10 protein-coding genes are annotated in these 13,316 nt (G+C 38.1%); 7 read left to right on the top strand and 3 right to left on the bottom strand.

All coding sequences use genetic code 11. The annotated features are described in order from the left end of the window. Positions 1-12: 12 nt before the first annotated feature. Entirely contained in the window at positions 13-1,287 is a 1,275-nt protein-coding gene (brnQ, locus tag DCS32_RS04405; RefSeq protein ID WP_108877167.1) for a branched-chain amino acid transport system II carrier protein, read from the top strand. Here the strand turns inward: brnQ and DCS32_RS04400 are convergent. After that, positions 1,284-1,940 carry a hypothetical protein gene (locus tag DCS32_RS04400; protein ID WP_108877166.1) on the bottom strand — a complete coding sequence of 219 codons (657 nt, stop codon included), beginning with the start codon at positions 1,938-1,940 and terminating at the stop codon, positions 1,284-1,286. The two genes, brnQ and DCS32_RS04400, sit on opposite strands and share 4 nt — an antisense overlap. A 99-nt stretch (positions 1,941-2,039) precedes the next feature. Between DCS32_RS04400 and DCS32_RS04395 the strand changes: the two genes are divergently transcribed. Further along, positions 2,040-3,365 carry an aspartate kinase gene (locus DCS32_RS04395; protein WP_108877165.1) on the top strand — a complete coding sequence of 442 codons (1,326 nt, stop codon included), beginning with the start codon at positions 2,040-2,042 and terminating at the stop codon, positions 3,363-3,365. Positions 3,366-3,450: 85 nt separating this feature from the next. On the opposite strand, the gene DCS32_RS04390 is transcribed toward DCS32_RS04395, so the two are convergent. Beyond that, the gene (locus DCS32_RS04390) at positions 3,451-4,743 is read right to left on the bottom strand and encodes an aminopeptidase P family protein (protein WP_108877164.1); all 1,293 of its coding nucleotides are present in this window, start codon (positions 4,741-4,743) and stop codon (positions 3,451-3,453) included. A gap of 240 nt (positions 4,744-4,983) precedes the next feature. On the opposite strand from DCS32_RS04390, the gene DCS32_RS04385 reads away from it, so the two are divergent. From DCS32_RS04385 to DCS32_RS04365, 5 genes are all read left to right on the top strand, one after another. Continuing rightward, positions 4,984-5,748, top strand: a complete 765-nt coding sequence (locus DCS32_RS04385; protein WP_108877163.1) for a carbonic anhydrase family protein — start codon at positions 4,984-4,986, stop codon at positions 5,746-5,748. A 192-nt stretch (positions 5,749-5,940) separates the two neighbouring features. Beyond that, positions 5,941-8,811 (top strand): WD40/YVTN/BNR-like repeat-containing protein, encoded by a 2,871-nt coding sequence (locus DCS32_RS04380; RefSeq protein ID WP_108877162.1) that lies wholly within the window; start codon positions 5,941-5,943, stop codon positions 8,809-8,811. A 400-nt stretch (positions 8,812-9,211) separates the two neighbouring features. Beyond that, positions 9,212-9,880 (top strand): succinate dehydrogenase cytochrome b subunit, encoded by a 669-nt coding sequence (locus DCS32_RS04375; RefSeq protein ID WP_108877161.1) that lies wholly within the window; start codon positions 9,212-9,214, stop codon positions 9,878-9,880. An 11-nt stretch (positions 9,881-9,891) separates the two neighbouring features. Next, entirely contained in the window at positions 9,892-11,904 is a 2,013-nt protein-coding gene (locus tag DCS32_RS04370) for a fumarate reductase/succinate dehydrogenase flavoprotein subunit (RefSeq protein ID WP_108877160.1), read from the top strand. A 7-nt stretch (positions 11,905-11,911) separates the two neighbouring features. Further along, the gene (locus tag DCS32_RS04365; protein ID WP_108877159.1) at positions 11,912-12,658 is read left to right on the top strand and encodes a succinate dehydrogenase/fumarate reductase iron-sulfur subunit; all 747 of its coding nucleotides are present in this window, start codon (positions 11,912-11,914) and stop codon (positions 12,656-12,658) included. Between the two features lie 268 nt (positions 12,659-12,926). Here the strand turns inward: DCS32_RS04365 and DCS32_RS16120 are convergent, their stop codons facing one another. Then, positions 12,927-13,079, bottom strand: coding sequence for a hypothetical protein (locus DCS32_RS16120; protein ID WP_013751007.1), 153 nt, complete (start codon positions 13,077-13,079; stop codon positions 12,927-12,929). Positions 13,080-13,316 lie beyond the last annotated feature (237 nt).

The following is a 13,316-nucleotide window of genomic DNA, read 5'->3' as shown; positions in this document are numbered from 1 at the left end:
ATCACGCAACCTATGAGAATGACCAAACAAACCTTTATCACAGCTTTTGCTTTATTTTCTCTTTTTTTCGGTGCAGGTAACTTAATCTTGCCATCCTTTCTAGGTTATAATGCCGGGAGCTCTTGGTTATTTGTGCTGGCAGGTTTTCTTATTTCGGCGGTGGTAGTGCCTATTCTGGCAATTTACGGTCATGCAAGATTACAAGGAACGTTGATTGATTTTGCAAATAAAGTTTCACCACTCTTTGCACTATTGTATGCAATCGTGGTCTATGCTATTTCTATCGCATTGCCAGGTCCACGTACTGCCTCTGTTACTTATGAGATGGCAATTGCTCCCTATTTTGATATTTCTAGTTGGCTGTGGAGTACGATATACTTTGGATTAGTCCTGTTATTTGTGCTTAATAGATCTAAGATGATGGATCTTGTAGGTAAATATCTTACGCCAGCCATTCTCATTATTCTGGCATTGGTGATTGGTATTGGGATATTTGGAGAGTATGAGCCTATGCGTGCATCTATTTTTGATAGTACGCTCACTAGCGGAATCTTAGAAGGTTATCAAACTTTTGACGCCATAGGTGGAGTGGTTGTAGGAGGAGTCATTGTGATTTCTCTTGGTTTTAAAAAGGGTTCTAGTAGAGCAAAGCAACGTTTGTTAACTAGAGCGGGCATCATTGCAGGTATAGGATTGTTACTAATATATGGAGGACTTATCTATCTAGGTGCTCTAAGAAGTGGTGGTATAGAGATGACAGATCGTACGGCACTTCTCAACCTTCTTAGTACAGATACATTAGGAGTTATAGGTACTAAGGTGCTCGCTGTTTTAGTAAGTTTAGCTTGCTTTACAACGGCTGTAGGAATTGTAACAGGAACTGCAGATTTTGTAAAAGGAATTCTAGGAAACTCGCAAGTAGCTTATACAGTCACCGCCATTCTAGGAGCTATACTTGGTGTTGTAATGGGACAACTAGATGTAAATTCTATTATTATAGTTGCTGTACCAGCACTTATGTTTATCTACCCAATCACAATCGTGTTAATATTACTTAACGCGATGCCTAGAAGGTGGACCTCTCCAGTAGTATTTAGAGCAGTAGTAATTGCTACCATACTTTTTAGCGCACCAGATTTTTGGGCCTCTGTAGGTTTTGGTGACCAGATGAAAGTACTGCAGGAAATGATTCCGCTAGGCACTGTAAGTTTAGGTTGGTTATTACCTGCTGTGGTGACTTATATAATGGTGAGTGCTATTACGCTTTCGCGAAAGCGTACCATCTAAGACTGTAACTTCTTAATGGTAGAAAACGCACGATCAACTAGATGGTCTTCTACTAGGATAATGAATTCATTAGTGGTTGAAATAACCTCTTGTAGTGAAATGCCCTCCCAAGCCAAACGCTTAAATATCTGGTAGTATAAACCTGCAACGGCAGTGTTACCTTGCGGAAGTCTTATGCTTATAGCAGATAAATTTCCTTGAAACCCAAGAATACTTTCTGTCTCAAAATGATTACGAATGTTCTCCTCCTCACTTGAAGAGCTTATGAGTGTGCTTTCATGAATACCACGTGTAAATGTATAAAACACTTGTGTGTTTGTAGCAATAGTGCTCAATATTTGAGCGTGATTCTGGATAAGTGTACCCGAATTTTGAAAAGTAAACACAATAAGCTTAGAACGTACTGTGATATCACCTAGCGTACTAAGTACTTCCTTTAAGCGTAGCGATTTCTGAGTGTCTGTAGGTGATGCATAACGACGTAGCGCCATTAATATAGCTCCATCTTTTACAGGTTTCTTAAGTAATTGTGAGACCTGAGGATTAAGATTCTCAGCGAGAGCCGCATAATTAATAATCTTCTGTGATAATGCCTCTTCTAGGTAAGGTTGCTGTGCGATAATCTCTGATACGCAGTCGGATATAGTATTCAAATCGTTATATAGTTAACATTTTGTTCAAAATTAGTCTATTTTCTTCATTTATGTGGTGGTAATCTAACTCTTAAATACTTTTGCTTAAAAATATCACGTATGCAAGTTTTAAAATTTGGGGGTACCTCCGTTGGATCTACAGAAAATATGATCTCTGTAAGACATATTATTGATACGCCAACTCCTAAAATAGTAGTGCTTTCTGCAATGTCTGGTACTACAAATGCTTTAGTCCAAATCGCAAATGCCGCAAGAGCTTCAAATCTTACCGAGGCAAGTGAGCTACGCAGCAGCCTGCAATCAAGGTACGACGATGTAGTGGAGCAATTAATTACAGATAAAAGGCTAAAACCTCTTGTGATAGGATATGTAGATGAGATTTTTGCAGAGATAGAGCGACTTTCATCTGAAGATTTTAGTGATCAAAAAGCAGAGGCAATTGTAGCGCAAGGAGAATTACTTTCTACTTTTATATTTTGTCATTTCCTAGAGCAAGAAGGACTTAAAGCTGTCTTGTTACCTGCGCTAGAATTCATGCGAATTGATAAAGAGCATGAGCCAGATCAATTTTATATCGCGCAAAACTTACGTCGAGTAATTGAGCAGACTGATGACAGTGTGGTGTACATCACCCAGGGTTTTATATGTCGCAATTACTACGGTCAGATTTCAAACTTGCAACGTGGAGGAAGTGATTATACAGCAACTATAATAGGAGCTGCAATACAAGCGAGTGAGGTGCAGATCTGGACAGATATAGATGGCTTTCATAATAATGACCCTAGAGAAGTTGAGAAAACAAAAGCTATAGGTGCACTCTCTTATGATGAGGCGGCAGAGTTGGCTTATTTTGGAGCCAAAATTTTGCATCCGCAAACAGTGCAGCCATTACGAGAGGATCGTATACCGTTAAGGCTTAAAAATACGATGGAGCCAGATGCTCCTGGTACAGTAATAACTCATAGATCTGAAGGGGAAGGGATAAAAGCAATCGCTGCCAAAGATGGGATTACAGCACTCAAAATAAAATCAAGCAAGATGTTACTTGCGCACGGATTTTTAAGTAAAGTGTTTGCAATCTTCCAGCGCTATGAGACATCTATAGATATGATTACCACTTCAGAGATAGCGGTATCACTCACGATTGATGACACCACACATCTTGATGCTATACAAGCAGAGTTGTTACAATTTGCACAAGTGGTGGTAGATAAAAATCAGACTATTATCTGTCTTGTAGGTAATGAGGTAAATCGCCATGCAGATACACATAAGTTATTCCAAGTGCTCCAAGATGTGCAAGTGCGCATGATTTCTTACGGAGGAAGTGATCATAATATATCATTGCTAGTCGCAACAGAAGATAAGCGTAGTGCTCTAGAGCTTTTACAGCGTTATGTATTTTCTCTTCCCGTAGCAAACTAAGAAGTTCCTTTGATTGTAAAAGCCCGTTTTCCTAGTGAAAACGGGCTTTTTGTTATTTGGTAGCTTTGGCGAAAGCGTACTTATTTTACTTATTCATAAGATCTTCAATCTCCTCAACTGTGATAGGAATGTCACCCATAAGATTTACAGGAGCTCCATTTTCTTGTATTACTAAATCATCCTCTAGACGTATCCCAAAACCTTCTTTAGGAATGTATATTCCAGGCTCTACAGTAAACACATTGTTTGCTTGCATAGGTTCGTGTAATAATCCGTAATCATGAGTATCAAGTCCAATATGGTGAGAAGTGCCGTGCATGAAATACTTCTTATAAGCAGGCCAGTCTGGATTCTCGTTCTGTACATCTGCTTTGTCAAGTAACCCTAGACCTAGTAACTCAGAAGTCATTAGTTTACCCACTTCTACGTGGTATTGCTCCCACATAGTTCCAGGTACAAGCATTTTTGTAGCCTCATCTTTTACACGCAACACTGCGTTATAAACATCTTTTTGTCGGTCTGTAAACCTTCCGTTTACAGGGATGGTTCTTGTCATGTCACTAGCATAGTTTGCATATTCTGCACCTACATCCATTAAGATAAGTTCTCCATCTTTACACTGATTGTTGTTCTCAATGTAGTGAAGTACGTTTGCGCTATTACCAGAAGCTATGATTGGTGTATATGCAAACTTCTTAGAGCGATTGCGTAAGAATTCATGCATGTATTCTGCTTCAATCTCGTATTCCCAAACTCCAGGTTTTACAAACCCAAGCACGCGGCGGAAACCTTTATTAGTAATATCACAAGCCTTCTGCATTAGATCTAACTCGATAGGATCTTTTACAGAACGTAAACGCTGGAGGATTGGGTTACTTTTTGCAACACTATGTGCTGGGTATTTTGCTTTCCACCATTTTGTAAAACGATCTTCTCTTGTCTCAAGTGCTACAGACTGGCGGTAGTGTTCGTTCGTATTTACATACACAGTATCTGCATATGTCATAAGCTCTGCAAAAACTTTCTCTAGGTCTTGAAGCCAAAAAACCGTCTCAACTCCAGAAGTTGCTAGTGCTTTTTCCTTTGTGAGTTTTTCTCCTTCCCAAACTGCGATGTGATCGTTAGTTTCTGTTAAGAAAAGGATTTCACGATATTGCTCTTTAGGACAGTCTGGAAATAAAACAAGGATAGACTCTTCTTGATCAACGCCGCTTAAATAAAAAATATCACGATGCTGCTCAAAAGGAAGAGTGGAGTCTGCGCTTACTGGGTAAGTATCATTACTATTAAAAACAGCAAGACTCTTAGGCTTCATTTGCGCCATAAAGTTTTTGCGATTTTTTATAAAAAGGGTGTTGTCTATTAAGTCGTATTTCATAATTGTGACCTTTTATACGGGTGTATCTATTGTTCGTTAATCTACTGTTGTAAAAGTACAAATTAGAACATGCTTTTTAATGACAATAGCATCACAATAATTGACTGTCAATATAGCTGTGGAAGAGCATATGAGTTAATTATTGGTTAAAATAATAGCATAAGTTTTAAAAATGATAGTATTACTATTAAATTTGAAACTAGTTATATCATTATGAATAACTAAATAAAAATTAGAAAAATGAGAAATCTATTTAAAGTATCACTAAGTGTAATGTGTATGATTTTCTTGAACTCTTGCAAAGAGAGCTCCCATGAGATTTTACAAGATGAACAACGAACACCTGAGGTTATAGAAAAAAAAGTTGTAGAAAGTATTATGACTGCCGAAGAACAAGCTGGAATGACTCCTGACGAAATTATAAATCGATTAAAAAAGGGAAATCAGAACTTTGTAGACAATAATTTGACACAACGCGACCACTCCGCACAAAGGAGAAAAGCTACAATAGGTCAATACCCTAAAGCGATTGTACTGTCTTGTGTTGATAGTAGAGTACCTGTAGAAGATGTTTTTGACTTGGGGATCGGCGATATTTTTGTTGCAAGAGTAGCCGGCAATATTGAAAATACTGACATCGTAGGTTCTATGGAATTTGCTACGGCTGTTGCGGGATCAAAAGTAGTAATTGTAATGGGCCATACTGAATGTGGCGCTGTAAAACATGCTATAGATAATACGGACGCTGCGTCTATGGGTATGAATTCTCTTTCAAATTTACTTGATGAGATTAAACCATCAGTACTTGTAACCGAGAAAGATGGCGAACTATCTTCTAAGAATGTTGCCTTTACTAACAATGTAATTCATAAAAATGCCATAAAAACGGTTGAAGATATTCGAAAGCAATCTCCTAAAATGGCCGCAATGGAAAATGATGGTACGATTAAAATTGTTTCGGCGGTATATGATATGGAAACTGGTAAAGTAAATTTTATTAATTAAATATTGTAGACTCACAATTGATGTTGTAATCAGTTTTAATGCTCTCCCAACTTTAATAAGTTTCGGAGAGCATTTCCTTTTGAGTGATGATGCTTGCAAACCATTCTGTATAATGTCTGTTAAACAAAAACCAAAAGTTTTCTTAAAATAAGTCCTTTCCGTATTTTCATTGCCTTATAAAATCCAAACCAAATGAAATTACGTTATTTCCTTGCCTCGAGTGCGGTTCTTTTTGCACTTACAAAAGGGCAGTCACAACAACCAGCGACCTCGATACAATTACAAGAACAGGCGGTGCTTCAAAAAGAGCAATCGCTTAATAATAGTATTGTAAAAAATATTCCTTTTGAAAATATAGGGCCTTCTGTAATGAGTGGTCGTATTGTAGATATTGCAGTAAATCCAGAAATGCCTTCAGAGTTTTATGCAGGATATGCAAGTGGTGGTTTATGGTACACTAATAATAATGGAACCACTTTTACACCAGTAATGGATAATGCGCCTACGCAAAATGTAGGAGAAGTGACAGTAGACTGGAAAAGCGGAACCATATGGGTAGGTACTGGAGAGAATAACGCCTCTAGATCTAGTTATGCCGGTATAGGATTATTAAAATCTACAGATAAAGGAGCGACATGGCAAAATATGGGACTTATAGATAGTCATCACATAGGGCGTATTTTAATAAATCCGTCTAATCCGGATGAGGTCGTTGTAGGAGCATTAGGTCATCTCTATTCAGATAATGAAGAGCGCGGAGTTTATAAAACAACAGATGGCGGTAAGACATGGAAGAAAACCTTGTTTATTGATAATAAGACGGGAATTATAGATATAGATAATGATCCGGCTAATTTTAATTTGATGTATGCTTCAGCATGGCAAAAGGATCGCAAAGCATGGAACTTTGAAGGAGCCGGCGCTGGTTCTGGAATTTATAAGAGTACAGATGGTGGAGATACTTGGAAACAACTTAACTCATTTCCTTCTGGTGATGGTGTGGGTAGAATAGGGATTGCGGTCTATGACGAGAATACGGTGTATGCAGTGCATGATAGCCAATTTCGACGTGAGGGAGATGGAAAAAAATCATCTTCAAATAAGTTAGAAAAAGACGATTTTAAAACAATGTCTAAAGATGCACTACTAGCTCTTGATGACAAGAAGCTAGATGACTATCTAAAGCGCAATGGTTTTCAAGAAAAATATCGTGCTGCAAACGTAAAATCTATGGTGCGTCAAGGAGATGTACAACCAGTAGATCTTGCCACGTACTTAGAAACAGCAAATACGCAAATGTTTGACACGCCTGTAGTAGGAGCAGAGGTGTATAGGTCTAATGATGGTGGAGCTACATGGAAGAAGACCCACGAGGGTTACATAGAAGATTTATATTATAGTTACGGGTATTATTTTGGCGAGATTAATGTAAACCCATCAGATGCTCAAGATATTTACATCTATGGGGTGCCTATTGTAAAGTCTAAAGATGGAGGAAAGACTTTTACAAGTATCAGTGCTCCTAATGTGCACTCAGATCATCATGCGCTGTGGATTAATCCTAAAAATGAAAAGCACCTTATTAATGGGAATGATGGAGGTATTAATATTTCATACGATGATGGTGCTAGCTGGATAAAAGCAAATGATCCATCTGTTGGTCAGTTTTACTTTATTCAAGTTGATAATGAGGAGCCTTATAATATATATGGAGGATTACAAGATAATGGTGTGTGGGTAGCTCCTAGCACTGCACACGAAAGTAGAGGTTGGTTACAAAGCGGGCAGTACCCTTGGGAAAGTATCATGGGTGGTGACGGTATGCAAGTACAAGTAGATAGTCGTGATGCAAATATTGTGTACACAGGATTTCAGTTTGGAAACTACTTCAGGATTAATCGCGAGACTGGAGAAAACAAGCGATTTGATATAAAGCATACCTTAGGTGAGAAGCCATACCGTTTTAACTGGCAAACGCCTATTTTGCTGAGTTCTCATAATCAAGATATTTTATATTTAGGAGGTAATAAACTCATGAGGTCTATGGATCAAGGCGATAGCTGGACTGCAATAAGCCCAGACCTTACGCATGGTGGTAAACCTGGTAATGTCGCTTATGGAACCCTTACTACAGTTTCTGAGTCACCTTTTCAATTTGGGTTGATATACACAGGAAGTGATGATGGTAAGATTGCTGTCACAAATAATGGTGGTAGCGACTGGCAAGTGATTAGTAACACATTTCCTAAAGATTTGTGGGTATCACGTGTCGTGGCTTCAGAGCATAAGAAGGAGCGAGTATATGCTACTTTAAATGGATATCGTTGGGATGATTTTGCAACATACATCTATGTTTCTGAAAATTATGGACAGACATGGAAGAATATTTCGGCAGGGATTCCTATGTCGCCTGTAAATGTGATCATCGAAGATCCTATAAAAGAAAATATCATTTATGTAGGTACAGATAATGGTGCTTATGTAAGTATGGATGGTGGTAATAGTTATAACGCTTTCGCGAAAGCGGTATCAGATAAAACTACTGCACCACTACCAGCAGTAGCCGTTCATGATATGAAAATCCAGAAAAAGGCAAATCACCTATTGCTAGGAACTCATGGCCGAAGCATCTACAGAGCAGATCTAACAGCTATACAGCAAGTAAATACAGAGGCGAATGCTCAAATATTTGACATTGCTAGTGTAAGATTAAGCGGGAGATGGGGCAATAGTTGGAGCAGTTGGTCTGAACCAAACGAGCCAAATGTTGCGATTAATTACTACATAAGCAATGCAGGTAAATATGCTATGGTAATTAAAGACGCAGAGGGGAAAGAAGTGCAAAGAGTATCGTTAGTACCTTCGGCGGGACTTAGTGTGTTTAATTACAATCTTTCTATAACAGAAAAAGGAAAGAAGATACTTGAAAAGGCAAATTCTTCATTAGATATACAAAAGGCCAAAAGTGGTAAGTATTACCTCCCAAAAGGGACTTATACAGTATCCCTTGATGGTGGTGGAGGCAATAGTAATGCAGCGCAAACTACCTTAGAGATTAAATAAATCTTTAGACAAAATGCTTATTATAACCCTGTACACATCGTACAGGGTTTTTTGCTCTTGAATAACACTAAGTGTCTAGGTGATAATTTAATACTTAATAGTATAACATCTGACTTTATGTAATTGAGTAGTCACAGTATGATGGTTTATAATAGTGTTTTAGGTTCAAATTACGCTTTCGCGAAAGCGTGAAAATTTATAAATCTCTCTTAAAAGTTTTCAATAATATTGAAAATGTTGAACGTAAAATGCAGTTTTTGCAATGTCTACCTTTTAGTGTTCAACATAGTTGCGATTTTTCTTATAATCATTCTAAATAATAGCAATGCTTTCCTTGTATAGTTGCCAAAACAACGTTTGCGCCGTATTTTTGTATAGATTATTCCAAACCAAAAATTAAATGAGCGGATTATTAAAATCTTCAATTGGCCGAAAGGTAGCCATGGCGCTATCAGGTCTTTTTCTAGTTGTCTTTTTAACACAGCACTTTGTAATTAACAGTACAGCGGTTATTGCGCCAGATACATTTAATGCGTGGTCGCATTTTATGGGGTCTAACCCATTAGTACAATATGGATTACAGCCTGTTCTTATATTCGGAGTGGTTTTTCACTTCGTTATGGGATTTGTATTAGAATTACAAAACAGAAAAGCACGTCCAGTAGGATATGCACAGTATAAAGGAAGTGCAAATGCACCTTGGACATCACGTAACATGATTCTTTCTGGACTTGTGGTACTTGCTTTCTTAGGACTTCACTTTTATGATTTCTGGATTCCAGAAATGATTCATAAATATGTAGAAACGCATCCAGAGGATCCTACAAGATATTATGCAGAGACTGTTCACAAATTTGAAAGCCCTGTACGTGTAGTACTTTATGTGATTTCTTTTGTGCTACTAGCACTTCACTTATGGCACGGATTTGCATCGACATTCCAGTCGGTAGGATTTAATAATAAATACTCTGCTGGACTTTCAAAGTTTGCTAAAGTTTGGGCAATTACAATACCTGTAGGATTTATAATTATTGCAGTATACCTGCACTTTAATCAAATTCCTCACTAAAAAATAAAGCTATGGCATTAGATTCTAAAATACCCCAAGGACCACTAGCTGATAAGTGGACTAATTATAAAAATGAAATTAACCTTGTAAACCCTGCAAACAAACGTCTTATTGATGTAATTGTGGTAGGTACAGGTCTTGCCGGAGGATCTGCAGCAGCAACGCTTGCAGAACTAGGCTATAACGTAAAAGCTTTTTGCTTTCAAGATTCTCCACGTCGTGCGCACTCTATTGCAGCACAAGGAGGTATTAACGCAGCAAAGAACTATCAAGGTGATGGTGACTCTACCTACCGTTTATTTTATGATACGGTAAAAGGTGGTGATTACCGCTCACGTGAAGCAAACGTTTATCGTCTTGCTGAGGTTTCTACAAACATTATTGATCAGTGTGTAGCTCAAGGAGTTCCTTTTGCACGTGATTATGGTGGTTTGCTAGATAACCGTTCTTTTGGTGGTGTACTTGTAAGTCGTACTTTTTATGCAAAAGGACAAACAGGACAACAATTACTACTGGGAGCATATTCTGCTATGAACCGTCAGATAGGTCGTGGTAAAATAAAAATGTATAACCGTCACGAGATGCTAGACGTCGTAAAGGTAGATGGTAAAGCTCGTGGTATTATCACTCGTAACCTAGTTACTGGAGAAATAGAGCGTCACTCTGCACATGCGGTTGTATTAGGAACTGGAGGATATGGAAACGTATTTTACCTTTCTACAAACGCAATGGGTTCTAACGTAACGGCAGCATGGAAGGCACACAAACGTGGTGCTTACTTTGCAAATCCTTGTTATACTCAAATACACCCTACATGTATACCAGTTTCTGGTGATCACCAGTCTAAGTTAACGCTTATGTCTGAGTCACTACGTAATGATGGTCGTATATGGGTGCCTAAGAAAAAAGAAGATGCCATCGCAATACGCGAAGGGAAGAAGAAGCCTACTGAGCTTGCTGAGGACGAGAGAGATTATTATCTAGAGCGTCGCTACCCAGCCTTTGGTAACCTAGTGCCACGTGATGTAGCATCTAGAGCTGCAAAAGAGCGTTGTGATGCAGGTTTTGGAGTAAACAAAACTGGAGAAGCTGTATACTTGGACTTTGCTAGCGCAATCGAGCGTTACGGTAAAGAACAAGCGTATGTACAGCATAAAGATGCAAATGATAAAGCAGTCGTAACAGCATTAGGAACAGAAGTAGTACGTAACAAATACGGAAACTTATTCCAGATGTATGAAAAGATTGTAGATCAGAATCCATACAAAACACCTATGATGATTTACCCAGCGGTACATTATACAATGGGAGGATTATGGGTAGATTATAACTTACAGACTTCTGTAGAGGGATTATATGCGATAGGAGAAGCAAACTTCTCAGATCACGGTGCAAACCGTTTAGGAGCTTCGGCGCTTATGCAAGGTCTTGCAGATGGATACTTTGTATTACCATATACAATAGGTGACTACTTATCTCATGATATACGTACAGGACCTATACCAACAGATACTCCAGAATTTGAAGAAGCAGAACAAAACGTGCGCAAGCAAGTAGATGCTTTAGTTAATAACAATGGAACAAAATCTGTAGATTACTTCCACAAGAAGTTAGGTAAGATTATGTGGAACAAGTGTGGTATGTCTCGTAACGCGACAGACCTACAGAGTGCTATTGATGAGATTGCAGAATTACGTAGTGATTTCTATAAAGAAGTACGTGTACCTGGAGGACAGAATGAGTTTAACGAAGAACTTGCAAAAGCACTTCGTGTAGCAGATTTCTTGGAGTTAGGTGAGTTATTTGCAAAAGATGCATTAACACGTAACGAATCTGCTGGTGGACACTTTAGAGAAGAGTCTGTTGAGCTAGATGGACCACAAAAAGGAGAAGCACTTCGTGATGATGAAAACTTCACATTTGTATCTGCTTGGGAATATAAAGGAGCACCTAAGGATGCTGTTCTTCATAAAGAAGAACTGGAGTTTGAAAATATTGAGTTAAAACAAAGAAGCTATAAATAAGAAGACGATGAAACTAACGCTAAAGGTATGGCGCCAGAAAAACGCCACAGCTAAAGGAAGCATAGTAACGTACCCAATCGATGGTATCGATGGAGATATGTCTTTCTTAGAAATGATGGATATGCTTAACAATAAGCTTATCCTCGAAGGAGATGAACCTGTAACATTTGATCACGATTGTCGTGAGGGAATTTGTGGTTCATGTTCTATGTTTATTAACGGTGAGGCGCACGGTCCAGATAGACTTGTAACTACTTGCCAGTTACACATGCGTAAATTTAAGGATGGAGATACTATTACTATAGAACCTTTTAGAGCTGCGGGATTCCCTGTTATAAAGGACCTTATGGTAGATCGTTCTTCTTTTGACCGCATACAGCATGCTGGAGGATTTATCTCTGTAAATACTTCTGGTAACACACAAGATGCAAACTCGATTCCTATCGAGAAGGAAAATGCAGACGACGCTTTTGCGGCGGCTACATGTATCGGTTGTGGAGCTTGTGTTGCAAGTTGTAAAAACTCAAGTGCTATGCTATTTGTAGGAGCGAAAGTGAGTCAGTTTGCATTACTTCCACAAGGAGAGGTAGAGGCAACTACTCGTGTTCTTAACATGGTAAAGCAAATGGATGAGGAAGGTTTTGGTAACTGTACAAACACTGGTGCTTGTGAGGTTGAGTGTCCTAAAGGGATATCCCTAGAGAACATCGCACGTATGAACCGTGAGTATCTTTCTGCTTCACTAAAAGGATAATTTATATTCGCTTTCGCGAAAAAGTTATAGATAATAAAAAGCCTGAATTCCATATGGAATTCAGGCTTTTTTTATGTGTTACATTTCTATTGAAAAGGTTTGATTGCGATAGGATTAGGGGTAAATACCCCGTTAATTTTCAATAAATGAGGTGCATATTTGCTATGTATAAATCCTCAAAATCATAATCATGAAAATTACAATCATCATTATCGTGTGCATCCTTTTAGCAATCGCATTTATACCTTAGAATTTCTATTTAAATATATTATAATCCTAATGCAAAGTAAGTTGCTACTACTGCAATGATTAGGATTACTAATGTTATAATTATAAAAGTCGCGCCAAAGCGTGTCTTCTTATTATCTTGAAGTAAATACTCATCTGTAGGATCTTTTTCGTCCTTAACTATATCTGCCATAATCTTAATTTTTGGTTAGATGATAATATTAAGGATTGTTCTTGCTATTTCATTTTGTCTTAAGTAAGATTAACAGACGTTTTTAGGAAGCTTTAACGCTTTAAGTCGTTTTTAGCTGTTATCCGACTACATAGTTCTACTTTAATAGTAAACAAGCCTTAAATCAATTGATAGAGCCTTTTGCGGGATATAATTACGCTTTCGCGAAAGCGTATCTATATCGCTAATAAAAAATGC

It is taken from the genome of Dokdonia sp. Dokd-P16 (assembly GCF_003095655.1).
Taxonomy (GTDB): Bacteria; Bacteroidota; Bacteroidia; order Flavobacteriales; family Flavobacteriaceae; genus Dokdonia.
The sequence above is the reverse complement of the archived record's forward strand: the minus strand, read 5'-3'. Positions and strand labels throughout refer to the sequence as shown.

Bases quoted from the DNA above. Each gene is read 5' to 3' on its own strand.
- DCS32_RS04380 (WP_108877162.1), top strand. From the start codon at position 5,941: ATGAAATTACGTTATTTCCTTGCCTCGAGTGCGGTTCTTTTTGCACTT.
- DCS32_RS04370 (WP_108877160.1), top strand. From the start codon at position 9,892: ATGGCATTAGATTCTAAAATACCCCAAGGACCACTAGCTGATAAGTGG.
- DCS32_RS04385 (WP_108877163.1), top strand. From the start codon at position 4,984: ATGAGAAATCTATTTAAAGTATCACTAAGTGTAATGTGTATGATTTTC.
- DCS32_RS16120 (WP_013751007.1), bottom strand. From the start codon at position 13,079: ATGGCAGATATAGTTAAGGACGAAAAAGATCCTACAGATGAGTATTTA.
- DCS32_RS04375 (WP_108877161.1), top strand. From the start codon at position 9,212: ATGAGCGGATTATTAAAATCTTCAATTGGCCGAAAGGTAGCCATGGCG.
- DCS32_RS04395 (WP_108877165.1), top strand. From the start codon at position 2,040: ATGCAAGTTTTAAAATTTGGGGGTACCTCCGTTGGATCTACAGAAAAT.
- DCS32_RS04390 (WP_108877164.1), bottom strand. From the start codon at position 4,743: ATGAAATACGACTTAATAGACAACACCCTTTTTATAAAAAATCGCAAA.
- DCS32_RS04365 (WP_108877159.1), top strand. From the start codon at position 11,912: ATGAAACTAACGCTAAAGGTATGGCGCCAGAAAAACGCCACAGCTAAA.
- brnQ (WP_108877167.1), top strand. From the start codon at position 13: ATGAGAATGACCAAACAAACCTTTATCACAGCTTTTGCTTTATTTTCT.